25 protein-coding genes are annotated in these 24,823 nt (G+C 64.2%); 10 read left to right on the top strand and 15 right to left on the bottom strand.

What is annotated here, in order from left to right; all coding sequences use genetic code 11:
- The first annotated feature begins 35 nt into the window (after nt 1-35).
- The 4 genes from ACVWY6_RS14685 (at nt 36) to zwf (ending at nt 3,257) form a co-directional block, all read left to right on the top strand.
- Nucleotides 36-617, top strand: a complete 582-nt coding sequence (locus tag ACVWY6_RS14685; protein ID WP_457538993.1) for a universal stress protein — start codon at nt 36-38, stop codon at nt 615-617.
- A gap of 46 nt (nt 618-663) precedes the next feature.
- Entirely contained in the window at nt 664-1,071 is a 408-nt protein-coding gene (locus ACVWY6_RS14680; RefSeq protein WP_457538991.1) for a hypothetical protein, read from the top strand.
- 178 nt (nt 1,072-1,249) lie between these two features.
- Nucleotides 1,250-1,687 carry a hypothetical protein gene (locus tag ACVWY6_RS14675; protein WP_457538989.1) on the top strand — a complete coding sequence of 146 codons (438 nt, stop codon included), beginning with the start codon at nt 1,250-1,252 and terminating at the stop codon, nt 1,685-1,687.
- Between the two features lie 97 nt (nt 1,688-1,784).
- The gene (gene zwf, locus ACVWY6_RS14670) at nt 1,785-3,257 is read left to right on the top strand and encodes a glucose-6-phosphate dehydrogenase (protein ID WP_457538987.1); all 1,473 of its coding nucleotides are present in this window, start codon (nt 1,785-1,787) and stop codon (nt 3,255-3,257) included.
- Here zwf and ACVWY6_RS14665 read toward each other — a convergent pair.
- From ACVWY6_RS14665 to ACVWY6_RS14645, 5 genes are all read right to left on the bottom strand, one after another.
- The gene (locus ACVWY6_RS14665) at nt 3,254-4,819 is read right to left on the bottom strand and encodes an MFS transporter (protein ID WP_457538985.1); all 1,566 of its coding nucleotides are present in this window, start codon (nt 4,817-4,819) and stop codon (nt 3,254-3,256) included. The two genes, zwf and ACVWY6_RS14665, sit on opposite strands and share 4 nt — an antisense overlap.
- Before the next feature lie 198 nt (nt 4,820-5,017).
- Entirely contained in the window at nt 5,018-5,899 is an 882-nt protein-coding gene (locus ACVWY6_RS14660; RefSeq protein WP_457538984.1) for an alpha/beta fold hydrolase, read from the bottom strand.
- Nucleotides 5,900-5,992: 93 nt separating this feature from the next.
- Nucleotides 5,993-6,349, bottom strand: a complete 357-nt coding sequence (locus ACVWY6_RS14655) for a UBP-type zinc finger domain-containing protein (RefSeq protein WP_023954512.1) — start codon at nt 6,347-6,349, stop codon at nt 5,993-5,995.
- Nucleotides 6,350-6,460: 111 nt separating this feature from the next.
- Nucleotides 6,461-6,634 carry a hypothetical protein gene (locus tag ACVWY6_RS14650; RefSeq protein ID WP_023954511.1) on the bottom strand — a complete coding sequence of 58 codons (174 nt, stop codon included), beginning with the start codon at nt 6,632-6,634 and terminating at the stop codon, nt 6,461-6,463.
- A gap of 190 nt (nt 6,635-6,824) precedes the next feature.
- Nucleotides 6,825-9,044, bottom strand: coding sequence for an FUSC family protein (locus ACVWY6_RS14645; RefSeq protein WP_457538981.1), 2,220 nt, complete (start codon nt 9,042-9,044; stop codon nt 6,825-6,827).
- Between the two features lie 147 nt (nt 9,045-9,191).
- Here ACVWY6_RS14645 and ACVWY6_RS14640 point away from each other — a divergent pair, with 147 nt between their 5' ends.
- Nucleotides 9,192-9,401: a dodecin gene (locus ACVWY6_RS14640; RefSeq protein WP_062797488.1), complete on the top strand. Its 210-nt coding sequence runs from the start codon at nt 9,192-9,194 to the stop codon at nt 9,399-9,401.
- A gap of 12 nt (nt 9,402-9,413) precedes the next feature.
- Here the strand turns inward: ACVWY6_RS14640 and ACVWY6_RS14635 are convergent, their stop codons facing one another.
- From ACVWY6_RS14635 to ACVWY6_RS14625, 3 genes are all read right to left on the bottom strand, one after another.
- Nucleotides 9,414-9,773 (bottom strand): MerR family transcriptional regulator, encoded by a 360-nt coding sequence (locus ACVWY6_RS14635; RefSeq protein WP_457538979.1) that lies wholly within the window; start codon nt 9,771-9,773, stop codon nt 9,414-9,416.
- Nucleotides 9,774-9,787: 14 nt separating this feature from the next.
- Entirely contained in the window at nt 9,788-11,320 is a 1,533-nt protein-coding gene (locus ACVWY6_RS14630) for a SulP family inorganic anion transporter (RefSeq protein WP_457538977.1), read from the bottom strand.
- Between the two features lie 118 nt (nt 11,321-11,438).
- Complete coding sequence (locus tag ACVWY6_RS14625) at nt 11,439-12,956, bottom strand: amidohydrolase (RefSeq protein ID WP_457538976.1); 1,518 nt, start codon at nt 12,954-12,956, stop codon at nt 11,439-11,441.
- 65 nt (nt 12,957-13,021) lie between these two features.
- On the opposite strand from ACVWY6_RS14625, the gene ACVWY6_RS14620 reads away from it, so the two are divergent.
- Entirely contained in the window at nt 13,022-14,551 is a 1,530-nt protein-coding gene (locus tag ACVWY6_RS14620) for an acyl-CoA synthetase (RefSeq protein WP_457538974.1), read from the top strand.
- 10 nt (nt 14,552-14,561) lie between these two features.
- Complete coding sequence (locus ACVWY6_RS14615) at nt 14,562-15,044, top strand: PPOX class F420-dependent oxidoreductase (protein ID WP_457538972.1); 483 nt, start codon at nt 14,562-14,564, stop codon at nt 15,042-15,044.
- A 104-nt stretch (nt 15,045-15,148) separates the two neighbouring features.
- On the opposite strand, the gene ACVWY6_RS14610 is transcribed toward ACVWY6_RS14615, so the two are convergent.
- Together ACVWY6_RS14610 and ACVWY6_RS14605 are read right to left on the bottom strand one after the other, a co-directional pair.
- Entirely contained in the window at nt 15,149-15,472 is a 324-nt protein-coding gene (locus tag ACVWY6_RS14610; RefSeq protein ID WP_457538970.1) for a citrate/2-methylcitrate synthase, read from the bottom strand.
- Nucleotides 15,424-16,407, bottom strand: a complete 984-nt coding sequence (locus ACVWY6_RS14605; protein WP_457538968.1) for a citrate/2-methylcitrate synthase — start codon at nt 16,405-16,407, stop codon at nt 15,424-15,426. The genes ACVWY6_RS14610 and ACVWY6_RS14605 overlap by 49 nt, the downstream gene beginning before the upstream one ends.
- A gap of 100 nt (nt 16,408-16,507) precedes the next feature.
- Here ACVWY6_RS14605 and ACVWY6_RS14600 point away from each other — a divergent pair, with 100 nt between their 5' ends.
- On the top strand, nt 16,508-17,635 hold the full coding sequence (locus tag ACVWY6_RS14600; RefSeq protein ID WP_457538966.1) for a citrate/2-methylcitrate synthase: 1,128 nt from the start codon (nt 16,508-16,510) through the stop codon (nt 17,633-17,635).
- A 60-nt stretch (nt 17,636-17,695) separates the two neighbouring features.
- On the opposite strand, the gene ACVWY6_RS14595 is transcribed toward ACVWY6_RS14600, so the two are convergent.
- On the bottom strand, nt 17,696-18,127 hold the full coding sequence (locus ACVWY6_RS14595) for a DoxX family protein (protein WP_457538964.1): 432 nt from the start codon (nt 18,125-18,127) through the stop codon (nt 17,696-17,698).
- 375 nt (nt 18,128-18,502) lie between these two features.
- Here ACVWY6_RS14595 and ACVWY6_RS14590 point away from each other — a divergent pair, with 375 nt between their 5' ends.
- Nucleotides 18,503-18,664, top strand: a complete 162-nt coding sequence (locus ACVWY6_RS14590) for a hypothetical protein (RefSeq protein WP_245968898.1) — start codon at nt 18,503-18,505, stop codon at nt 18,662-18,664.
- Between the two features lie 61 nt (nt 18,665-18,725).
- Here ACVWY6_RS14590 and ACVWY6_RS14585 read toward each other — a convergent pair whose 3' ends face one another.
- Together ACVWY6_RS14585 and ACVWY6_RS14580 are read right to left on the bottom strand one after the other, a co-directional pair.
- On the bottom strand, nt 18,726-19,676 hold the full coding sequence (locus ACVWY6_RS14585) for an esterase/lipase family protein (protein ID WP_030165920.1): 951 nt from the start codon (nt 19,674-19,676) through the stop codon (nt 18,726-18,728).
- A gap of 112 nt (nt 19,677-19,788) precedes the next feature.
- Nucleotides 19,789-20,166 carry a winged helix-turn-helix transcriptional regulator gene (locus ACVWY6_RS14580; RefSeq protein ID WP_099382587.1) on the bottom strand — a complete coding sequence of 126 codons (378 nt, stop codon included), beginning with the start codon at nt 20,164-20,166 and terminating at the stop codon, nt 19,789-19,791.
- Between the two features lie 117 nt (nt 20,167-20,283).
- On the opposite strand from ACVWY6_RS14580, the gene ACVWY6_RS14575 reads away from it, so the two are divergent.
- Nucleotides 20,284-21,141, top strand: a complete 858-nt coding sequence (locus ACVWY6_RS14575; RefSeq protein ID WP_457538961.1) for an SDR family oxidoreductase — start codon at nt 20,284-20,286, stop codon at nt 21,139-21,141.
- Nucleotides 21,142-21,159: 18 nt separating this feature from the next.
- Here the strand turns inward: ACVWY6_RS14575 and ACVWY6_RS14570 are convergent, their stop codons facing one another.
- Both ACVWY6_RS14570 and ACVWY6_RS14565 read right to left on the bottom strand, forming a co-directional pair.
- A complete protein-coding gene (locus ACVWY6_RS14570; protein WP_457538960.1) occupies nt 21,160-21,906 on the bottom strand; it encodes an SWIM zinc finger family protein in 747 nt (248 codons plus the stop codon).
- The gene (locus tag ACVWY6_RS14565) at nt 21,903-24,791 is read right to left on the bottom strand and encodes a DEAD/DEAH box helicase (protein WP_457538958.1); all 2,889 of its coding nucleotides are present in this window, start codon (nt 24,789-24,791) and stop codon (nt 21,903-21,905) included. Before ACVWY6_RS14565 ends, ACVWY6_RS14570 begins: the two co-directional genes overlap by 4 nt.
- Nucleotides 24,792-24,823 lie beyond the last annotated feature (32 nt).

Here is a 24,823-nt window from a genome sequence, read left to right as displayed (position 1 = left end):
AACCCAGGACCCCTGACACTGTGAGGCGATTGGCCATGGCCGACAAGATGCTGTCCCACTTCTATCGAGGCCAGTTCGTGGCCTACACGACAACCCGCCAGGACGGGCCAATTGTTCTCGGCTGCAACGGTTCAGAGTCATCGATTCGAGCAATCACAGCAGCAAGCCGATTGACGGGTGGGCCCGCGGACGTCATTCTCGTGTGCGCGATCAGAGCGCCCTCCCCACCGCCGCGCCCGACTCGGCTGCACGATGCCTTGAAGGCCGAGGCATACCTGCTCACCGACCGGGCAACAGTCGATGAAGTCCTCCGCCGAAGTACGGAGGTGGCACTTGTAGCCGGTCTGCGGCCCCTGGCCGCGCTCTACCTCCACGGCGATCCCGTCCGCGTGCTGCTCAGCACCGCCGAGCGGTATCAAAGTCCGACCATCATCGCCGGTATGAACGGACAGAGTCCGAGTCGATTGGTACGTCGTCTGGCTCGACGACTACCCAGCGACGTTGCACTCATCGCCACTGACGGAACTACACATCTGCGAAGCCGGTCGGCGTCAACCACGCACATGCTTAACCAGACGAAGGCATGGCGTGCAGTGCACAGGCCTGCGAACGCGTGAGAACACCAGTGAGCCTTGTCAAAGACCGGAACCAGCAGGAGGAATCATGCACGCGCCATTGATGATGAAAGTCCTTGCCGCAGGGCGGATCATTCTCGGCGTGACGTCACTAGTCGCGCCACGAGCGTTCGCCACCGCCGTCGGAGTTGTAAATCCCAGCGACGAACTGTCATACATGACGCGCGTCTACGGCGCCCGAGCAGTTGCTATGGGAACCGGCTACCTCACCGCCACTCCACACGAGCAGGCACGGTGGGCCAAGCTATCGCTTGCCATCGACATCTGCGACACCACCGCGGGCATTGGTCAGGCTTTCCGACAACCGAGTTCGCGCCGACCTGTCGCCCTCATGATCGTTCTCACCGCGACCTATGCCGCCGTGGGCCTAGCCGCAGCACGTGCCCAAAGTGGGTTTACGTCTGCCCCGGTGGACCGCCGTCTGTTGCCGACGTAACCAGTTGGATTGCAGGGTGTTTAGGCCACCGGTGGGGCCGGAGATCTGTAGAGCCAGGTCGTACCAGTGGTCCCAGGCGGCTGCGGGTTCAGTGAAATAGGTTGTGCGGGGGCTCGTTCCCAGCCACCGCGAGGCGGTGCCGCATACTTCCTCGTAGCCACGTCATCAGGGGGACCACATGAGAACAGCAGGTGTCGCCGCGCTCACCGTTGCCGCATGCATGCTTGCCGCCTGCACACCGAGCGATTCTCGCACGGGGTTTCCCAGCACCTCCGAAGTGCGGCAGACCGTCACATCATCAAACACCGGCCCACCTGTTCAGATTGATCCTGCGGCTCCCGACGACACCGTCCCTCCACTCCCGATCATCCTCACGGTCGACGGTCAGACCTTCACCATCACGGAACGTGATGGCGGGCACGACTACAACTGGGACAACGGCCCCAACCCCGGCTACGGATTCTCGGAAGGTGCGCTGGGCACCGCCCAAGTCCCGGCAGACCAGGCAACCAATCGACGACCGCCGCGACGAGTCGACACACTCGGTCACTACCGCAGCTCCATCCGAGACTTTCTCAGCTCGATCGACCCCGATACCGGATATCTGGAGGACTAGAGCCCGCCGAGACCACACGGTTCGTTCAATTCGATGTTCCCCGGCCCAACTGACAGTTGGCGCGCCCAAATGCCCCCGAGGTGGGACCATCACTGGTGTGACCGAACTGATCGAGGCCCGCGGCAGCAGAGAGAAGCGGGATCTCGCCCCCCACGTCGTTGTACTGTTCGGCGCCACTGGTGACCTTGCCCGGCGAAAGCTGTTGCCGGGGCTGTTCCATCTGTTCTTGTCGAAGCTGGCACCCGAGTTGCGGATCGTCGGTACATCGCTGGACGACTTCGACACCGAGGGGTTCCGCGAAGTCGCGATCAAGGCCTGCAGTGAGTTCTCCAGCAGGATGTTCACGCCTGAGGCTGCCGCCGAGTTCGCCCAGCACCTGACCTACGTGCCGCAGGGCGACGGGGCTGAGGCGCTCGCGGCCGGCGTACGCGTGCAACTCGATGCGCTCGGCAGCGAAGCGCGCATGTTGCACTACCTCAGTGTTCCGCCGAAGGCGGCGATGGCAGTGCTGGAGATGCTGCACGCGGCCGATCTCGTCAAGCGATCCCGCGTCATCATGGAAAAGCCCTTCGGTACCGACCACGAGAGTGCAGTGGCACTCAACGCCTCCATTCACCGATGGTTCAAGGAAGAGCAGGTCTTTCGTATCGACCACTTCCTCGGCAAGGAGTCGGCGCAGAACATCTTGGCCTTCCGGTTCGCCAACGGATTGTTCGAACCGATCTGGAACCGCAACTTCATCGACTACATCCAGATCGATGTGCCAGAGAAATTGTCGCTGGAGGGCCGCTCCCACTTTTATGAGTCGACAGGCGCGTTCCGGGACATGGTGGTGACACACCTTTTCCAGATCCTGGCGTTCGTTGCGATGGAACCACCCACCGCTCTGGCGCCGGGACCGATCGGCGAAGAAAAGAACAAGGTCTTTCGATCCATGCGGCCCCTCGATCCACGCAATGTGGTGCGCGGTCAATACGCCGGCTACCGCGACGAGCCCGGCGTGGCGCCGGAATCCGAGACCGAGACGTTTGTGGCGCTGAAGGCCGAGATCGACAACTGGCGCTGGGCCGGCGTGCCGTTCTACCTACGCACGGGCAAGAGCCTCGGCGAAGGCCAACGCATCATCTCCATCGCCTTCCACGAGCCACCCAAGAGCATGTTCCCGCCGGGTTCTGGTGTGGGACAGCAAGGTCCGGACCACCTCACGTTCGATCTGGCCGACGCGTTCAAGGTGTCGCTGTCGTTCTACGGCAAGCGACCGGGACCGGGTATGAAACTCGACAAGCTGAGTCTGCAGTTCGCCATGCAGGAGACCGATCAGGTGGGACTTGTGCTCGAGGCGTATGAGCGTTTGATCCTCGACGCGATGAAGGGCGATCGAACGCTCTACACAACAGCCGAAGGCATCGAGCGTCTGTGGGAGGTCTCGGCGCCGTTGCTCGAGAACCCGCCGCCGGTGCGCAGCTACGACCAGGGCTCCTGGGGACCGAACGCCATTCATCAACTCATCGCGCCCCACGCCTGGCGCCTGCCGTTCGAGAGGATCTGGCGGAACAAGAAGCAGAGCTAAGACCCGTCGCGCGCATACTCTTTCATGAGTCTGCGTTCGTCATCGACCTTCGGATAGCCGAAGAACACCACCACGGCGCCGCCCAGCACAACGGCGATCGCCGCGGCGTAGGCCAGGTGGTCGCCGTGAACAAACGCATCGCGGGCGCCGGCGATGACCTCTTTGCCGTACTCGGGATAACGCTCGGCCAGCACCTCAGCACTCGAAAACGATTTGGTGAGAGCAGCTTCGGTCTCGTCGGTGACCTTGGACGCGTCGGGCGAATCCGAGATGGACTTGGTGAAGTCGCGGGCGTATCCGGCGGTCAGGATTGCACCCAGGATGGACTGCATGATGGCCCCACCGAGATCGCGTTGCAGGTCTGACATGCTGGACGCCATTCCTGCGCGCGAGCGTGGCACCGATCCGGTCAGCGACCGCGATGCCGGCGTGCCGGCGAAGCCGACCCCGATTCCGACCAACGCGTACGCCACCGCGATCTGCCAGTAGTGCGCATCCTCGGTCCACATCGTCAACGCCGCAACGAGACCGGCGAGGATGAACACGAATCCCACCAGCAGAGTGATGCGTGAACCACGCGCCTCGACCATCCGGGCGGACAACGGCGCGAAGAGCACCATTCCGATCGCGGCGGGAACGATGGTGGTGCCGGCCTCCAACGTCGAGTACTCCAGCACATTCTGCAGATACTGCTGGCCGATGAACATCACACCCATCAGCGTGCCGAACACGACCACGCCACCGAAGGCGGCCACCCAGAAGGTACGGCGACTGGCAATCGAGAGATCGAACAACGGTGTGGGGGCATGACGTTGCCGCACGAAGAACGCGATACCGGCGGCCAGAGAGATCGCGGCCAGTACACCCACAGCCGTTCCGGCGCCCGACATCGGGATGAAGTTGAGGGCCAGGATCATTGCGCCCACGAACACGATGGAGAGCACGCCGCCGAGGTTGTCCACGGACTCGGACGCATCGCCGGAATCGGACGGTACGAGGAATATCGCGGCCACCAGTGCCACCACGGCCAGCGGCAGGGTCACCAGGAACACCGAGTGCCAGCTGAACACCTCGAGCAATGCACCTGAAACGATTGGCCCCAGTGAGGAGATCGCGCCACCCAGAGCCGACCACGCGGCGATCGCACGAGTGCGACTCGGACCCGACCAGAGTGCGGTGATGACCGCCAGCGTGGTCGGAAACGCCAGTCCGGCGGCGATTCCGCCCACCAGACGCGCAGCGAACAGCACCTCGATCGACGGCGCGAAGCCGGCCACCAACGAGGCCGGGATCGACAACAACATGCCGAAGACGAGCATCCGTTTGCGGCCGTGCCGGTCGCCGAGTGCGCCGAAGTACAGCACGGAGGCGGCCAATCCCAGTGAATATCCCACTGCGACAAGGTTCAGTCCGGTGGCACCGGCGTCGAAGGCTTTGCCGATGTCGGGGAGTGCGACGTTGGCGACTGCCAAGTTGATGTTGGCCACCCCGGCGACGAGTATCAGGGTGCCCAGCACAACCTTCGCGCGTGGTGGTGCTTCCGGTGTCACGGTGGCCGTCAAGGGTGGCTCCCTTCGTCGGTGCCTGGGCACCAGACAAGCAGTTTGACTCGATGGTGATCGAACGAACATCCACATGAAAACAACAGGGTGCGCAAAGAGTATCCCGCGACCGAGCGCGCAGCTCAGGGTTTGATCGTCGAACTGTTCCGCAGTCTTCGGGCTGTGTTCATCGAAGCAATTCTGGGAAACGGCCTGCGATCACAAGCCCAGCGTCGACCGGATGATTGCGGCCAACTCCAATGGGGCGTCGCTCTGCACCGAGTGCCCGGCTCCGGGTACCGAGATCACTTCGGAGCCCGGCCGTCGACGGACGATCTCGGCGGCATCGGTGTCCGTGACAAAGGCCGACGCGCCGCCGCGGACCAGGGTGAGGGGAATGGTGCTGGCCGACAGGGCATCCCAGAGCGGCCCGGGTTCGATGCTCTCGCGCATCTTGTCGTAGCGCCACTGCACACGACCGTCGTCGAGTTCGCGGGTGTTGTGGATGACCCCGCGACGGATCGACGACCTGCTGCGTCCGGGTGCGGCTGCGGCGGTCAGCTCGATCAGTTCGTCGCGGTTGTCGTACGTGTCGGGTCCGCTGACCAGCGCGACCGTGCCTCGATCGGCTCCGCTCAGTTGCTCAACCCGTTTTGGCGATTCGGGGCTCACGTCGACGATCAGGGCCCGTCGGATGAGGCGGGGCTCGAGTGCGGTGATCGCGATGGTGGTGAGTCCGCCCAGCGACATCCCGACAACCAGTTCGGCGTCGGGGGCGAGGTCGCGGATGACCGGAGCGACGGCGACAGCATTCGGTTGCGGGCGGTAGTCGTGGTCTTCGCGCCAGCCGGAGTGACCGTGCCCCGGCAGATCGACGGCGAGCGCCGGCAGGCCCAGTGCCAGGATCACGCTGTCCCAGGTGTGGGCGTTCTGTCCGCCACCATGGAGGAAGACGATGCGGGGGGACTCGGCGGTCCACTGCACGCTGCTGACCACGTTGCCATCCACATCGGTGTCGATGCGGGTCACTTCGGGGATGCGGTCGAGGTCGATATCCAGTTCGGCAGCGTTCTCGGTCAGGAGGTCGAACTCCGAAGCCATGGTGCCCCTTCCACATCGATGGTGATGTGAAGGCTACGGGCCCGAGACATCGTGCCGCCACCGTTCCGGGCCCTTACGAGAGCCCAAACCCGGTCAGTCGGTCCGGTTTTTAAGCCGGCTCATCCAGTCGGCCGGCACGCGATCACTAGGACCCGGAGTTGCCTGATCGACGGGGTGCGCGTGCGGCGGAGCGAGTTCGGGGCCGCGGTAGTAGTCATTGGTGGCGTAATTCCAGAACCAATCCTCACCAGGTTCGAACGACTGGATGACGGCATGACCCGTGTCGGCGGCATGGTGTGAGGCGTGCCGGGACAGCGAATCATCGCAGCAGCCAACGTGACCGCACGTTGCGCACCGGCGTAGGTGGAACCACCAGCTACCCGTCTGGTCGCATTCGACGCAACCGGAACCGCTGGGTGGCACCGACGGGTTGATGTCTGGAGTTGTCATTCTGGGCCCTCTCGCTCATCGATCGTTACTCGACCACAAGATCAGTGTTCGATCGTTTGCGCATCTTGTCCACCGCGGATCGCGCCCACCGCGCAGACCCACCAGACCGCGTCAGCCGACATTGCGCCCCTTGCTGCCTCGATCGAGCAGGTCGAGTTCGAGCTCGGTGCGGGCCCGGCTCATGCCAGATCCGGCGTCGAAAGACGCCCGCGGCGACGTGCGATTTTGATACGTCGCAATCAATCCGGCAATCACGGCCGGCCCCAAGATCACCAAAATGTCCATGGCAGCAACTATCCGTTCGAATACATCACGCCAACAGTGTCTGTTTTGACAGTATTGGCAAATATCCTGCCAAGCGATCGCTCGACAGTGTTTGTGCAGGCCAGGACAGTGTCGGCGGTTCAGATGGCGCGGGGCAACCGATTTTCCGTGCGTGCGCCGCTCGGAGTCGACCGTTCGTCGGACAGGGCGGCTAGGTGCTCGGCCGTCCGAGTGGGGACGCAGCAGACGGCTCGGCAGCGCCGTACATCAGTTCGAGTTCGCCGAGATACGCGCATGTGCCGATCAGTGGTCGCGCAGTGGCCATGTCCAATGGGTGATCGGCGGTGTCCGCGCGCAGAGCCGACACGGCATCCTCGGCGATCCCGACTCCGCCGTCGGCGTGCGTCGTATGGCCGCTCCGGATCTTGGCGGTGTGGCGCCTGACCACCGCCCGAAGTCGCGGATGGCCGTCCGGGTCGGGCGGCAACGGGAGGTCTGCGATCGAATCGGCGACCACGCGGAGGCGAGTGGCGTGTCCGAAAGCTCGGAGCATGGGCGTTCTCTCGTCCGTGGGCCCACCACTTTCTGAAAGATATTGGCGTGCCGCATCATCGGCAGTGCGATAAGCGATGACACTCAGGTTGCGATGCTTGGTGACGTCGGCGTTCGCCGAGCGGTCGGCGCCCCGGAGTAATCGGCCCACCACAACATCGAGGTACTGCAGGTACTGGCCGGTTGCGCTGTCGATGGCTGCGCGTGCCGTCGCTGCGACACCTCGGGGCCAGAGGAGAAACGAGACCACCACTGCCACTGCGCATCCGATGGCAACATCCTCTACGCGAATCAGGCCCACGTGCCAACCGCTGGGCTTGAGAATGTTGAACATGGTGATCACCAGCACCGTGAACGCGGCTTGACCGGCGGCAAAGGAGAAGACCTTGGGAATGTAGGCGGCTCCGAAAGCTGCAAAGGGAAGCAGAATCCACAACAGGGTGCCGTTGGTCCCCAACACGACGACGATGGCTCCGCCGATGACAAACCCCGCGGTGGTTCCCGCAACTGCCCGTACCACTTTCGAGCCCGTGGTCAGGGCACTGCTGCGCAGAACCGACATCGCGCCCAGCACCACCCAGAACCCGTGCTGCACCGGCACCACCTGAATGAGGGCCACTGCGGCAGCGAGGCCCACACCGGTGCGAAGGGCGTTGCGGGCAATCACCGACCGGGCGATGACGACCGGGGATGCGGCTTTTCGGGTGGCCTCGAGTTCGGAGAGCACGAGATCTGCTGCGCCGGTCGGTGGCAACTGCCTGCCCAGCACCTTGGCGATCATCGGCCGCGCATCGGCAGCAGACGACCACGCGATGGTCCGCCCGACGAGAGCCACTGTTGTGCCGACGGTGTGAACCGTGAGCAGTCGGGCGCCAGTTGCTTCCGCCTCGGGCTCGCTCGGCTCGGCCACGATCTGTTCGACGTTGTGACCGAATCGATTTCGCAACACCGAGGTCAGGTCCGTTGCTGTGGAGACGAGTCGTTGCCGGTACAGGTCATCGTCTTCTGGTGACCTGCCTTCGCGGAGCACCTCGACGCAACGACGCAGGACCGCCGAGGCAGCGTCTCGGACTACATCGGGCAACCGGGTCTCGCCGTGAGTGGTCTGAGCGGCAAGCCATTCGAGGTCGTCCACCACGCGTGCCAGAGCTCGGCTGCCGGCCGTGAGCCCCGTAGGTCGGCTGTCGGTGCCCAGGTACGCCTGACGCAAGTTGCTCATCGCGTCCATGACTCGCGCGGTGGACGCGGTGGACGCGGTGGACGCGGTGGACGCGGTGGACGCGGTGTCGTTGTGGCTCATGGCGATGTGTTCGGCAAGAGCCTCGCAGACTTCCCGGGCCCGGCGGCGCAGCGCATCGTGGTGATCCGGGGGCAGGAAATACAGCGCAGCCGGGATGCAGAACACCAGGGCCAGAGTCCAACCCAACAGTCGGTCAGAGATCGGTCCGACATCGGGAACTGCCACCGGCAGGACAAACGCGAGAAGAGCCGCGCGCTGACCTGCGGCAAAACTGGAACTGAGAATGGCCAGGTACGACACCACCACCCCGACCACCAGCATCGAGACCACGCCCACCCAAGCAGGCGTCGCCAGAATCGTTCCGACGGTGATGAATACGTATCCGACAACGGCGAGGCCGGCGAAGCTGACGGCACGTCGAGTGCGGTTGCCCGGGAAGTCGACCAGCACCAGTAGCGCAATGGTGCCGAAGATGGCGAACAACGGAGTCTGGGGGCCGCCGACATGCACGGCGATTGCAGCCACGATCGGGACGATGATCGCGGTGCGCACCGCCCTCCGCAGCGCATCGAAACCGTGGTCGCGCGAACCCACGGCCGCAGGCAGCGAGCGCAGTCGACGCGGGACGGGCAAGCCCATGGCGTGATGGTAACGGCAGGAGTCCGATTCCACGGGGCAACGGTGACCGACGTCGAGATCGATGTCGTGCGGCGCCGCGATCGCCTAACGTGGGTTGGGCGAGAGATCAAAAAACCCTCGCCGAGCAGAACGAGAATGGAGATTCGCATGAGCGACAACGTTTACCGCGTCACCGAGATCGTCGGGTCGTCGACAACAAGTACCGACGATGCGATCAAGACCGCGATAGCCCGGGCCAACAAGTCGCTGCGCAACGTGGATTGGTTCGAGGTGATCGAGACCCGAGGACACGTGGAGAACGGAGAGCTCGCGCACTTCCAGGTCACCCTGAAGGTCGGTTTCAAACTGGAGGACTGAGGAGTCCCGCTGTCAGTCGAGGTCGTCGAGTATGCCGATGAACTCGGTGGCGTACTCGACGTGGGTGAGCAGGCGTTCGTAGCGGTTTCGGGCGTCGGCTCTCACCTCGTCGATGACGATGCGGGCAGCGGGATCTGGCTTGTCGGAACCGTGTATTGCATCCACGGCGCGTAAGAACGTGCGCATCTCGTCGAGGCTGTAGCCCAGTGGTTTCATCCGTCGGATGATCAGCAGACGTCGCACGTCGTCTTCCGTGTAGAGCCGGAAATTGCCTTCTGTGCGGGCTGTCGGTGCCACCAGGTCGATGTCTTCGTAATGGCGAAGTGTCCGGACCGACAGGCCGAGCCGATCGGCAACCTCGCCCACCTTCATGCGGTTCCCGGCCATCAGTCGGATGCGCCGAGTCGGCCCGACAACCGTTCCAGACGCGCGAGCCCCGCGCCCTCCAGCCCGACGATCGTGGCCCGTTTGCCACGCGCCCGGTACTTGCCCAGTACTGCATCGAGACTGGCGACCGTCGACGCATCCCAGACGTCGGCATCGCTCAGGTCGATGATGACCCTGTCGGGATCGCCCGCATAGTCGAACTGATAGACCAGGTCATTGCTCGACGCGAAGAACAGCTGTCCGGTGACCCGGTAGCGACGCACCTCGGCGAAATCGGTACTCTCTGGGTCGTTTTCGGTGACCGGCGTGACCGTGGTGAGATGTGCGACCCGGCGGGCGAACAGCACCATTGCGGTGAGTACGCCGAGAACAACGCCGATGGCGAGATTGCTGGTGAAAACCGTTGCGGCAACGGTGACCAGCATGACAAGAGTTTCCGGAAACGGCATCACCCGCAGCGTTCGGGGATGGACGCTGTGCCAGTCAAACGTACCGACCGACACCATGATCATCACGGCGACCAGGGCGGCCATCGGGATGACACCGACGATGTCGCCGAGAACCACGACAAGGATCAACAGGAACAACCCGGCGAGGAACGTCGACAGTCTGGTGCGGGCGCCCGATTGCTTGACGTTGATCATCGTCTGACCGATCATCGCGCAGCCGCCCATGCCGCCGAAGAACCCGGTGACGACGTTGGCCACTCCTTGGCCCCACCCTTCGCGGGTCTTGTCGGAGTGTGTGTCGGTGATGTCGTCGACCAGCTTGGCTGTCATCAGCGACTCCATCAGTCCCACGAGGGCCATCGCCAGTGCGTAAGGCGCGATGGCCGACAGGGTGTGCATCGTGAACGGCACATCGGGGATCAACAGGGACGGTAGCGAATCGGGCAATGCGCCTTCGTCTTCCACCGAGGGGACATCCCAGCCGAACGCGGTGACCACCACCGTCAAACCCACGATCGCCACAAGTGGCGAGGGAATGGCCGTGGTGAGCCGGGGCAACAGCACGATGATCGCCAAACCCGTTGCCACCAGGGGGTAGACGAGCCAAGGGATGTCGTCGCCGATGAGATGCGGCAGCTGGGCTCCGAAGATGAGGATTGCCAACGCGTTGACGAACCCGGTCATCACGCTTCGGGGAATGAAGCGCATCAACTTGGCGATACCGATCACGCTGAGCGCGATCTGAAAGATGCCGGCGAGGATGACGGTGGCGATGAGGTAGTCGAGTCCGTAGTCGTCGACGATCGGCGCCAAGACAAGCGCGACAGCGCCGGTGGCCGCGGAGATCATCGCCGGCCGGCCTCCGACCACGGCGATGGTGACGGCCATGGTGAACGACGCGAACAGCCCCACGCGCGGGTCGACCCCGGCGATTATCGAGAACGAGATGGCCTCGGGGATCAGCGCGAGCGCCACCACCAGACCTGCCAGCACCTCCCGCCGGAGATCGCGTGGTGAACGCACGAGTGCGCGCACCGTCGCCGGCGGGTTCTGAGAATGGGTGACGGAGTTCGTGCTGGGCACGCGCGTCCTTTCGAGCTGATGTGGGCAGTCGGAGTGGTGGCCGGCAGACGTGGCCGGACCGCCCGCAAACCTACCGTAACGAGAGGTTTGCCCCCAAGTCGTGCTGTCCCGTTCGCCGTTACAGGGCCAGGTGAACGGGCCGGCCGCGGACAAGGGTGGCGGCGACCCCGAGTGTGCGCAGACGAGCGCCCATCTGTGTCGACGTACCTGATGTGATCGGATTGTCGTCGAGCAGCACCACATCGCCCCGACTGCCCACTGCCACCGTGGTCTGCCCATCAGTACTGGCCGAGAGGGCCTGCGCCGGGGTGAGCGCCTCATCGGGGTTCCACGGCTCGGTTGTCGCGTCGGCGCCCCGATCGACGGCTGCTGCCATCGCGATTCTCGGATCGAGCGGCGCAACCGGTGCATCGGAGCCGAGCGCGAGTGTGACACCACCCCGCAGCATCGAACGAAGGGCGAAACAACGGTCGGTGCGGTCGGACCAGCATTGCCGGGCCACCTCCCGGTCGTCGACCAGATGGGCCGGTTGGACACTCGCCCGTACGCCCAGTTCTCGCATCCGCCGGATGTCGTCGTGGCGGATGAGTTGCACGTGTTCGATGCCGCCGCGCGCGCCTGTTGCCTCGAACGCGCTCAGTGCTTGGTCCACCGCAGCATCACCGATGGCGTGCAAGGCGATGTCCATGCCGCCGCGGTGTCCACGGGTGAGCAACTCCACGAGGGACTGGTGGTCGTATGCCTGGTGGCCGAGTGTGTGGTGTTCGGTGTCGGTATAGGGCTCGCAGCAGAACGCGGTCCGGGTGTTGAGCGACCCGTCCGAGAAGATCTTCAACGGACCCATGGTCAGCAACCCTCGTCCGTCGGCGAGTTCGCTGCCCGTTCGCAGACCTGCCGCCAGGACATCGTCGAGTCTGTCGGGGTACGTGACCGGCCGGATGCGGATCTGATCGATACCGCGGGCAAATCGTCCCGGCCACTCCTGGTAGCCCGCAGCCATCTCGAAGTCGACGACACCGACAACACCTTTGCTCGCTGCGTCCGAGATGGTCGCGCGCAGCAGGTCGTCGATGTTCTCCGATGCGGCGGTCAGGGTACTGACATGGTGTTGCAGGTCGAACCACTCGGACTCCAGAAGTGGCCCGTCGCGAAGCGGAACCCCCAGAAGTGCAAGAGCTTTGGTGTTCAGCCAGCCGGTGTGACCGTCGCCGCTGGCCAGGATGACCGGATGGGGTCCGCTGACGGTGTCGAGCATGGCAGCGGTTGGCTGTTCGGGCCAGGTGGCCGTTCGGAATCCGTAGCCGACGATCGCGCCGGACCGCCAGGGGTGGGGCAGTGACGCCACGTGGTCGGCGACGATGCGCAGCACGTCGCCAGGACCTGAAGTGCCGGATACGTCCAATTTGGAACGGCTTTGGGCCCACCAGGTCAGGTGAGCGTGCTGGTCCCAGAGTCCGGGGATGCCCCAGCGGCCGTCGGCGTCGATCACCGTCTCCGCGCCGCGTGGGCGAAGCCCGGCAGCGATCTCGGTCACCGTTCCGTCGTCGATCCGGATGTCGAGGGGGAGATCTGTGGGGGTTGGTCGGCCGACCGGAACCAATCGCGCACCGCGGATCAGAGTGGATGAGACGGTCATGGCGCCCAGCTTCTCACGACAGATGTGCGGTCGAGATACTTGGACTTCCTATAAAGTTTGTTCCCATGAGCACAATGTTTCGTGCCAGTACCGTCGACGGCATCCTCCGGCGGAGCGCGGCCAAATTCCCTGATCGCATCGCACTCCGGTTCGCCGATCGCTTGTGGTCCTATCGCGATCTGGATGCCGCAGTCAGCAGGGCCGCGGGACACCTCCGGTCGATAGGCCTGAGCGGAGGTGATCGGGTCGCGGCGTACGGCACCAACTCCGACGCATACCTCATCGGATTCTTGGCCTGCGCCCGCGCCGGACTGGTCCATGTACCTGTCAACTATGCGCTGAAGGGTGGCGAGCTCGAATACCTCGTCGGGCAGTCGGGAAGTCGTGCGGTGTTGGTGGACCCGGCACTTCGGCCGGGCCTCACGCCCGTAGCCGAACAGCTGGACGTCGAGCACATCGTTGCTTTACGTGACGACACGGATTCACTACTGGAGCGCTGCAGTTCGGGAGACATCCCGGACATCGACGACCCGGTTGACGAGACCAGCCTCGTGCAATTGCTCTACACCTCGGGAACCACGTCGAAACCCAAGGGCGCGATGATGACCCACGGCGCCATGGTCCACGAATACGTGTCTTCGGTGATGGCGCTTGCCTTCACCGAGTCGGACAATCCGCTCATCTGCATGCCGCTCTACCACTCGGCGGGCATGCACGTGTTCATGCTCCCGTACCTGTCGGTGGGAGCCACGATCAGCCTCATAGAGACTCCGGACATCCCGGAGATCCTGCGGCGCATCGAAGTCGAGAAGATCGGGTCGCTGTTCCTGGCGCCGACCGTGTGGGTGCCGCTGGCCGGTCATCCCGATCTCGAGACCCGCGATCTCTCGACCCTGCGTAAGGCCCAGTACGGTGCCTCCATCATGCCGGTCACCGTGCTGAACCGGCTACGCGAACGCTACCCCGACATCGCCTTCTACAACTGCTTCGGTCAGTCCGAAATCGGCCCACTGGCAACGGTTCTGCAACCCGAGGAGCATGCGGATCGGCCGGCGTCATGCGGCAGAGCAGTGTTCTTTGTCGAGACACGAGTGGTGGACACCGACGGCAACGACGTCGCCGACGGCACCCCCGGTGAGGTGCTCTACCGCTCTCCGCAACTGTGCCAAGGCTATTGGGATAACCCCGCAGCCACCGAAGAGGCGTTCCGGGATGGCTGGTTCCATTCCGGTGACCTGGTCACCCGTGACGCGCAGGGCTACATCACCGTGGTCGACCGGATCAAAGACGTCATCAACACCGGTGGGATCCTGGTGGCATCGCGTGAGGTCGAAGATGCGGTGTACACCCATCCCGGTGTCGCGGAGGTCGCAGTGATCGGTACACCGGACGAGAAGTGGATCGAGGCGATCACCGCGGTGGTCGTGCTGCGTCCGGACGCGGGCGATGTGTCGCCCGATGACCTGATCGCTCATGTCAAGGAGCAGATCGCTCCCTTCAAAGTGCCGAAACGCGTTGTGTTCGTGGAAGATCTGCCGCGGAACCAGAGCGGTAAGCTGCTGAAGCGAGAACTGCGCACCGGATTACAGGACTAGACTGCATCCCATGGCCAGAACAATTGCGACCACCACAGACGTCGAACGCCAAGCACTGCTGGACTTTGTCCGGCCGCGCCACCACATGCTGCTCAGTACGGTTCGATCCGATGGCAGTCCGCAGCTTTCGCCGGTCACCGGAGGAGTGGACGAGGAAGGCCGCATCGTCATATCGACATACCCCGGCCGCGCAAAAACGGCCAACGCCCGCCGTAACAGCTCGGTGAGCGTGTGTGTGGTGTCCGACGAATGGAACGGCGCCTGGGTCCAGATCGATGGAACCGCCGAGGTGCTCGACATGCCGGAGGCCGAAGATGCGCTTGTCGACTACTTTCGTAGCATCTCGGGTGAGCACCCCGACTGGGACGACTACCGCAAGGCGATGCGTGTACAAGGCAAGTCGCTGATCCGGATCACCCCGTCGCGCTGGAGTCCCATTGCCACCGGCGGATTTCCGGAAGACGTGGCTGCCCGCCTCGACGCTCAGGACTGACTCCGGAGGAGATTGCCCACGCACCGTTTTGTGCACCGCGCGCGGGTTTGAACCGGTGCGCGGCGATCAAAACGATGCGTCAGCGAGGACGGCTCGCAGTCGACTTACAGGGCAGGTGGTCGCACCCCGACGTAGACACCCTGCGGCCGGAACCGCAGTCTCGGCTCCTCGTACTCCTCGATGGCGTGGGCAACCCATCCTGCGATTCGCGCGATCGCGAAGATCGTCTCGGCCGCGTCGGGTGACATGTCGAAGCGAACCGCGATCGCGGCCAGTGCCATATCCGAATTGAGGAACGCGGAATCGGTCTGGCTTGCGATACTCCGCAACTCTTCGATGGTTCGGATGACTTTCCGGTTGCCGCCGGTGGTGGTGGCGATCAATTCGAACAGGGCCTCGGCGCGCGGATCGTGGTCCCGGTACACCACGTGACCGAACCGGGTGTGGCCTGGTCTGGCCCTGACCACAGTGCCGATGCACTCGAAGGATTGTCCAGCGCGTCGGTCAGGAATCGTGACGCCCTGGTGGCGGCACCTCCGTGCAACGGCCCGTCGAGCGCACCGAGTCCCGCGGTGACCACCGAATAGATGCTGCCGCGCGCGCTCGCGGCCACCCTGGCCGCGACCGTGCTCGCAGTCAGGTCGTGGTCGGCCAGCAAGACCAGCGCGGCGTTCAGCAAGCGGACACGGCCGCGATTGGCCGGGATCGAGGTGAGCCGTGGCCACAGCCTTGCCGCGAGTGATTGCCCGATCGCGTCCTCACCCGAGGCGACAGGTAAACAATCGACCACCGTGTCGAGGATGCCGCCGGCCTTGCGGGTCACCACATCGTGGGTGAGTTGGTGGCGGAGGTTGTCGCGGGATCCGAGTACGTCGATGGCCATTCTGGCCATGTCGACACGGCGGCCAGCGGGGTTGCTGAGGGCTCTCAACTGTTTGATCACACTGCGGGGCAGCATGTTTCGACCCCATTCGGGCTCGCTCCGCCACAGCATTGCGGCAACTGCCTCGAAGTCCACCGAGGTGGCGAGCACGGCGGCATCCTGGCCACGGTAGTAGAGATGATCGTCGTCGAGCAGTGTGATCTGGGTTCGGATGCGTTCGACGACCCCGGCCGGAGGTCGGCCGGCGGAACGGCGGGTCAATGCGTCCACCTCGTCGACGGCGAACACGCTGCCCCGGACTCCGTCGACTGCAGCGCTGGTCAACAGCCCCCGGCTCACGTAGGCGTACACGGTTTGCGTTTTGACGCCGAGCACCCGGGCGACTTGCGCGGTGGTGAGGTAGTCGCGCCCATCGTGTCGCAGCGGTGTGGGTCGCCGCCGACGGTGATGGGCCACGTGGTCGGTCGATCGAACTGCCATCGTCGAGGTCCCTTCACATTGATTCGATCAACATTGACACATGGCAACCGTCGGTCGAATGTGATTGCCAGACAACCACACTTATGGATCGGAGATTCACATGTCGGTGATGGTCGCCCCGCCGGGGTTGAGCAACGTCGTGGTCGCGGATACCGCGATCGGTGATGTACGTGGTGACGAGGGCTTCTATCAGTATCGCCAGTACTCGGCCATCGACCTGGCGAGGACGAAGACGTTCGAAGAAGTGTGGTTCCTGTTCGTCTACGGGCGCCTTCCTGACCCCGACGAGCTGGACACGTTTGTCGCCACGACGCGGGCCCTTCGCGCGATTCCAGCGGAATTGTCGTCGCTGCTACGCACGATCGCCCTGGCCGGCAACGAACGGCAGATGCTCGCGCGACTACGCACCGTGTTGTCAGCAGCCGCGGCAACCACATCGGTTGTACCGCTGTGGGATGCGGGTCCGGATCAGAGGATTGCCGACTCGCTGGCCGCCACGGCGATGACGCCGACCATCCTTGCCGCCTTGCACAGGATTCGAGCGGGTGAGGATCCGCTACCACCGCGCGACGACCTCTCGACCGCCGAGAACTGGTTGTACGGATTGACCGGCAAGAAACCCGAGCCAGAGCGCGCACGAGCGATCGAGCAGTACTTGATCGCCACCGTCGATCACGGTTTCAATGCATCGACGTTCACCGCCCGGGTGATCGCGTCGACCGGCGCCGACGTCTTCAGCGCGGTGTGTGGGGCACTCGGCGCATTCTCCGGACCCCTACACGGCGGCGCGCCGGATCGGGCACTCGATGCGCTCGACGAGATCGCCGAGACCGGCGATGCGACCGCCTGGGCCAAAGCCCAGCTGGCGGGGCGTAGCCGCATCATGGGTTTCGGTCACGCGGTGTACCGCACCAACGACCCGAGGTCGGACCTGTTGCGTGACATCGCGTCGCGACTCGGCGGACCGCTGGCCGAGTTCGCCATCGATGTGGAGAAGGATGTGGTCGCGGTGTTGGCCGAGGCCTATCCGGATCGTCCTCTCTACGCGAACGTCGAGTTCTATGCCGGGGTCGTCATGGACAGTTGCGGAGTGCCCCGACAGATGTTCACACCCACCTTCGCGGTGAGCCGGATGGTGGGCTGGTGCGCCAATATTCTCGAGCAGGCCGAGGACCGCAAGAGCATTCGGCCGAGCGCCCGATACGTCGGCCCGCCGGTTGTCCGGTGAGCCCAGTGGACCCGGCGAGGTGATCTCGCCGGGTCCAGGTGTCGGGTGAAATGTGTGTGATCAGCGCACCAGCGGCATGATCGAACGAACCGTTGCGCTGCGCAGCCACAGGCCGGCCCACACTGCGATGCCGACGACGACTGGCAGGAAAATGCTTGCGCTGAGCGACTTTTCATCGATCATGTGGGATGTGGTCGCGCCGCCGAAGTATCCGGTCAGGAGTACCGCACCGAGAATCGCGGTCCGCGGGTACAGGTACAACGCAAGGCACCCCAGCATCACCACGCCCATGGCAACGATGTCGCCGTCGGTGAAGCCGAGCTCGTACGACGCCTTTGTCACCTCTTCCGGCAATGCCAGGTGCGAGATCGCGTCGACGAGCAGCAAGATGCTGACGAGTCCGGTCACCACTCGGCCGGCGATCTGAGACCTCCGGCTGATGGGGGACGTGGTCCGGGTGGACGTGGTTGGGTTGTCGGCGATGGCGGTCATGATGCGCTCCTGGGGTTGTGGCGGTTTGTCGGTCTTGTGAAGTGAGACCAAGCCGGAGCACGGAAGTAATCGCCGGGAGCAGCGCCCGCTTGCTGTCGTATGTAGGTGGAGGCGAATGGTCTCGTCCCGCTGGAAAAATGACTTAGCTTTCAGGTCTCGGAGCAGCACAATGGCCGGATGCAATCAGAAGCGTCGGAGCGCGAGTGCCCAACTCGGTTTCATGTCACGTCTGTAAAGAATCGTGCGTCCATCTCTCGGAGCGGGTTGGACTGGCGGCTCATGGGCGCCGCGCGTGGCATTGCCGGTTCGGATCGGCCGGAGCAAGAAGGGTGCTTTCTCGCCGCCAATGAGTACGAGTGTGACTGGTTCGTTCGAATGAACAACACCGGCGGACCTGTTGACGTGTGGGAGGTGAGCGGCGTGGACGCCGATACGTTGGTCGAGTCACCTCAGGGGTACTACTTCTTTCCCGGTGTGGTCGGCCGCGATCGGGTTCGGCTGGTTCAACGGGATATCCCGCCCGTCAACCGCCGATGAATTCTGGGCCCTGATGTGTTGTCGCCCGCACTCGCGACCTACCCGACCGGGGGTCGCATACTCAGCCGGTGAAGGGTGGGACGAACTCGCATCCGACTGCCTGAGGGTGCGCCGGGTCCAGTGCGTTCAGGACGAACTGCGCCGCACGGCGAGATCCCGCGATGCCGGTGTGCTCGGAGTAGTCCAGTGAACATCCATCTTGCACAACGATGTTCGTGGCGTTCTCGGCACGCAGTTCCCCGCTCGTGTATGGAACAACGAGTTCGTCGAAGCGGGTCATGATGTTGGTGTAGGTGATGTCGGGGTCATAGAGGCCATCACGCTGCAGCTTCTTGAGCATGTCCGAACCCTTGGTCATCTGCAGGCACGCCGCGCAGATGGCCCCGATGGTCTGCTGCTGAACCTGGTCTATCCCAAGCGCTTTGGCATAGGCTGCGATCTCACCGGCCGCGGCGACGTTGGTGCCGTTCCACAACGGCGCCAGGGAGATGTACTTGTCAACTTTGTCGGCTCCGCCCAGGAACTTGATCCAGTAGGTGGGCATCAAGGTGCCCTGCGAATGCCCCACGATGTCGACCTTGGCCGCGCCGGTTGATGCGCGCACCCTGTCGACAAAGGCGGCCAATTCGGCGGCACTCTTGTCGATGGATGCGAAGCCGCCGAGTGCGCTGATCGGCCACGGCGCCCACGGGATGGCGCCATAGGTCAAGGCGAAGACGCAGTAGCCGTTGTTCGCAAGCAGCGGCGCGTAGGTACCCCAGTTGGTCTGGGCGCCCCCGCCCGTACCGTGCACGAGAACAACGGGCCGCGGATGTTCGGGAGTCGGCTTGCAATTCCAGTCGTTGGACCCGGGCAAGGAGCCGCCGGGCCGAGTGAGTTCGCTGGGGATACCTGCGAAGAAGTTGTAGTCGACGGGCAATGGATCCTTCGCCGCCACCGGGCCGGTCCCGAACACGGTCCCCAGGGTCAACACGAGAGCAGCGATCACCCCGGCGATCTTTGCTCGTTGCATTCTGCTCCCACTGCCCATCGCAACTGGTTAGCTACGTTTCGAGAATAACCGGCAGCTCAGGCAGGGAGTCGGGATCGGTGAATCTGGCAGGAGTTCCTGACGGGTGGGACAGTCACTGGTTGTCGTAGGCAGCGCGGGCGGCATAGACGACGTCCATGTTCGATTGCACCAGTTCGATCAGGCCGTGCAGCCGTTCGGCGATCTCCCGGCCCAGCGGCGTCAGCTCGTATTCGACCTTGGGCGGGATGGCCTCGAGCACCGTGCGAGTGAGCATGCCGTCGCGTTCGAGGTTTTGCAGTGTCTGCGAGAGCATCCGTTCGCTGACTCCGTCGACTCGTCGGCGGAGTGCGTTGAATCGATAACTGCCCTCGGCGAGTGCCGCGAGAACAAGTAACCCCCAGCGACCGGTGACGTCCTGGAGTGTCTCGCGGGATGAACAGTCGCGCGCGAAGACGTCTGCTTCGAGAGAGTTGTCCACCTGGTCGGCCATTGCTCCACGATAACTCAGCTGTGACCAGGATGGTTACTCATCGGCTTGCGCTTACTAAAAGTAAGTGCATACTGAAACGGTAGCGCTGAGGACGGCGCTTGAGACGGAGGATTTGAAATGCCAACAGCGGTCACCGGTGCCACCGGCCAACTGGGAACACTTGTCATCGACAGCCTTCTCGATCGAGGTGTGCCCTCGACCGAGATCGTCGCAGTGGTGCGAGACACCTTGAAGGCCGCGGCCCTGAAAGACAAGGGCGTCGACGTTCGATCTGCCGACTACGGCGACCCGGCAGCATTACGGGCGGCACTGACGGGCGTGGACAAACTGCTTCTCGTCTCGGGCTCGGAGGTGGGCCAGCGGGTTGCGCAGCACATCAACGTCATCGACGCGGCCGAACAATCCGGTGTCCAACTGATCGCGTACACGAGTCTGCTGAACGCAGACCGGAGCAACATCTCTCTCGCCCCTGAGCATCAGGCCACCGAGACCCGCCTGGCCGAGTCGTCGGTGCCCAGCGTGCTCTTGCGGAACGGTTGGTACTGGGAGAACCACGCGGCAGCCATCCCGCAGGCGGTCGAGTCCGGCAAACTGTACGGTGCCGCTGGCGAAGGACGTCTCGCCGCTGCGACCCGGGGCGACTTCGCCGCCGCCGCAGCCGCAGTCCTCACGCTCGACGATCAGGGCGGCAAGATCTACGAGCTCGGTGGTGGCGAACGCCTCACCTATGCCGAATTCGCCAAGGCCATCAGTGAGATCTCCGGCGCAGAAGTGACGTACCAGGACCTCCCGCAGGCCGACTACGCCGCCGTACTGGAGCAGGCCGGCCTGCCGGGACCGGTCGCCGCGATGCTTGCCGATGCGGACGCCGGTATCTCGCGCGGCGAGCTGGACACGGCAAGTGGTGACCTGCAGGCACTCATCGGACGGGAGTCGACCCCGGTCTCCGAGGTCATCAGGTCGGTTCTCAACTGAGTTCGTCCGCAGAGTCGCTCAGCGGATGATCCGGGCGTAGAGGTCAGCCAGCTCGTCCACTGCCTGCGCCACATCCATCGCCGCAGAACCCGATCGGCGTAGAGCCGCCGTCAGGGCAGTGGTGTCCAACTCGGACAACACGTCGATCGGCGGTGGATGTGGCAGTCCCGGCATCTGGCGCCCGTCGCCGTAGAAGTCGATATCGGTCGGTGGTGCAGAGGCTTCGTCAGGCTCAGCCGAATCGGCCGATGGTGCGTCCCGCAGGTGGGCCAGCAAGACGCCGAGTTCAACCCCCATCACGGTGAGCAGGGTGCTGGGCTCCTTGTCGATCGACGCCGCGATCTCGAAACACACCGACAACACGTGAATACAGCGGTCACTGTCGTCGGGGCACGTGCAGTCGACTCGCAGATCCGACGCCTCGGTCGGGATCACCAGCGAACCGAGCAACTGCGGTTGCTTGCCGCGCGTCAGGGCGACGAGATCGTCTGTCTTGCCTTCATGCCGCAGCATGGATACGACAGTGGCCGGATCGGCTGCGAGCGTGTTGATCTCCACCTCGAAGGGGTCGAGCTGGCTACCTTGCACCAAGGCGCTGACCCGGCCCGGCCGCATCACCAGGTCGATGACGTTGCGGTCCCGAAAATAGCTGCGCGCCTTGACGATCTTTCGCTGTTCGGCAGTCGGCTCGACGGCCAGCAGGAAGGCCTTGGACCACGGCGTGAGGCCGTAACCGCGTTCAGGTGCCTTCTTCTTGCGGCTCATTCGCTCACCGCCTCATCGTGCAGGCGCATCAGCTCGTAGAGATCGTCGTCGCCGGTGTCGGCGAGCCAATTCTCGCCGGTGGCCACGGTCATCTCCGACAGCTCACGTTTGTCGGAGATGAGCTGGTCTATTCGCTCCTCCAGGGTTCCGACGCAGACGAACTTGCGTACCTCCACACGGCGCTCCTGGCCGATTCGGTACACACGGTCCGTGGCTTGGTTCTCGACGGCGGGATTCCACCAACGATCAAAGTGCACAACATGATTCGCGGCGGTGAGATTGAGACCGGTGCCCCCGGCCTTGAGCGACGCGATCATCACAGGTGGCCCGTCCGCCTCGCCGAACTCGGCGACGAGTTTGTCACGCGCCGGGCGGCTGAGGCCCCCGTGCAGGAACGACAGGGGATGGCCCAGTCGGTCGAACAACCATGGTTCGAGCATGGTGCCGAATGCGGTGAACTGGGTGAAGACCAGAGCGCGCTCGCCGTCGGCGACGATGTTCTCGAGCATGTCCGCCAGCAATTCGACCTTGCCCGAGCGGTGTTCGTTCCGGCGGAGGATGGGGGAGCCGTCGCCGAGATAGTGCGCGGGATGGTTGCAGATCTGTTTGAGCCGGGTCAGGGCGGCGAACACCGTTCGGCGTCGCTCACTGCCGGGCTGTCGGCTCTCGCCCTTTCCGAGCGCATCCATCAGGTCGTCGATGACGGCGCGGTACAGCCCGGCCTGCTCGACGGTGAGGTTCGCCCGAACGGTCAGCTCGGTCTTCTCCGGTAGATCGGAGATCACGCTGGGATCGGTTTTGACCCGCCGCAAGATGAACGGCGAGGTGACCGCCGACAGCCTGCGTACCGCATCCCGATCACGTTCGCGCTCAATGGGTTCGGCGTAGCGGTTCTTGAACACCGACGCGGTGCCCAGCAGTCCGGGATTGACCAGGTCGATGACCGAACGAAGATCTTCGAGCCGGTTCTCGACCGGGGTGCCCGTGAGGGCGACACGGTGACGGGCCGACATCGCCCGCACCGCTTTGGACTGGGCGGTGTTCACGTTCTTGATGTGCTGGGCTTCGTCCACCACGAGGCGGTCCCACTTCACCGCACCCAGCAGCGCCCGGTCGCGCGAAGCGATCGCAAACGTCGTGATGACAACATCCACCTTGGCCGCCGCCGGTTCGAAGTGCCCGTGGGCAAGGCGGCCTGGTCCGTGATGGACGAGCACTGTGAGGTGGGGCGCGAACTTGGTGATCTCTCGTTCCCAGTTACCCACCACCGACATCGGGCACACCAGCAGCGTTGTGCGCGAACCGGCATCATCTGGTGCACTTTCGCCGCAGATCAGCGCGAGCACCTGGATGGTCTTACCCAGGCCCATGTCGTCGGCGAGCACCGCGCCGATGCCGAGGGAACTCAGATGCCGCAGCCACTCCATCCCACGGTGTTGGTAGGGCCTGAGCTCGGCACGCAACGATGCGGGAGCCTCGAGCGGCGGTGGGGCCAGTTGCCCACCGCGCTTGATGTCGTCGAGCCATGACAGACCTTCCACCCGCCCGACCGGTAGCGGCAGCCGGTCGTCTCCGTCGGTGACGAGGTTGAAGAGCTCACCCATGTCGGCCGGCTGACCTGACTCGGCCAGTGCCCGTTGCGTCTGGATGAACGCAGCCGACCTCGACAAGGCCGCGTTGTCGGCGCGCACCCACTTGCCGCGGATCCTGACCAGATCACCCTTCTGGCGCGCCAGTGCCTCGAGTTCGGAGGCGTCGAGAATGTCGTCGCCCAAGGCCAATTGCCATTGGAAGTCCCGGATCTCGCCGAGCCCCACCATGACAGCGCGAGAACGCGGCCCACCCTCGGTCTTGCCCCGCAGCGTCAGGGTCGGCCTCACATGGGCGATGGACCGAGGGAGCAGTACTTCGAACCCGGCGTCCGCCAACGCGGCGACTCCGGTGTCGAGCAGAGCCAGCACCGTGTCGGTGGAGAGCAGGAAATCAAGGGAATGGTGGTCGTGGTGGGCGGCCTTGAGGTCGGGAAATGCGCGGACGGCTCCGGCGACCTCGGTGGTGATCTCATCGATCTGATGTGGGTCCAGCCGGCGCAGCTCCACGGGTTGATCCGGACGGTCCAGGGTTCGCCGGCACACCTGCAGGCGCCACCGGGTCACCAGGTCGGAGTCGTCGTTGTCGTCTTCTTCGGGCTCGCACAGCCGGAGTACCAGCGCGGACTCGCCCTGCCGGAGGCCGTCGGCCCAGTTGGCCCACGCAGCCGCGGCGGACGCGGCCCGTTCCGCCGACATCTCCGGCGAATCGGTGTCTGGCAACAGGCCTCGGACCAGGCTCGACCGCACTGAATTGGGGGCGATGTCGGAGCATCGGATGCGGCAGAGGTGGTCGGTCATCTCGCCACAGAAGTCCATGATGGCGGTGGAATCGCCGTTCTCCAGGATCACCGGTGGCGCGGACGCGATGGCTGTGGAGAGCCAGGCCCGCCAGCCCGCCGTGGTGAGCGGAGCCCAGCGCACTGCCCACTCGCCGGCGACCCGGTTCACCGCCGGAGCGACGGCCCCGGCACTGACGAAACGCTCGGTGGATTCCAAAAGGAAACGGTAATAACGTAATTCGCCACCGACGGCAGGATCATCGCTCACTGACCGCAGGAGGTCGCAGGAGGCCGCCGGGCCCAGTGTCAGCGATGAGACGTCGCGACGGGTGGGCCCGGGGCCGGCAACGGTGATGGTGCGCCGCAGTGACCGTCCCGACACCGCTGTGGCGACCGGCTCCGGTAGTCCGTCCGGCACGTGGCCGGTGCACGGTTCGCCGTCTGCGTCGGTGAACCACAGCGACAACCCCACCCCTGAGCGCCACAAAGCGTGCGCCGCCGCTGTCGCAACCACGTCAACATGGTGGCACGCCGGTGCGACAGCCG

Source organism: Williamsia sp. R60, assembly GCF_054063855.1.
The sequence above is the reverse complement of the archived record's forward strand: the minus strand, read 5'-3'. Positions and strand labels throughout refer to the sequence as shown.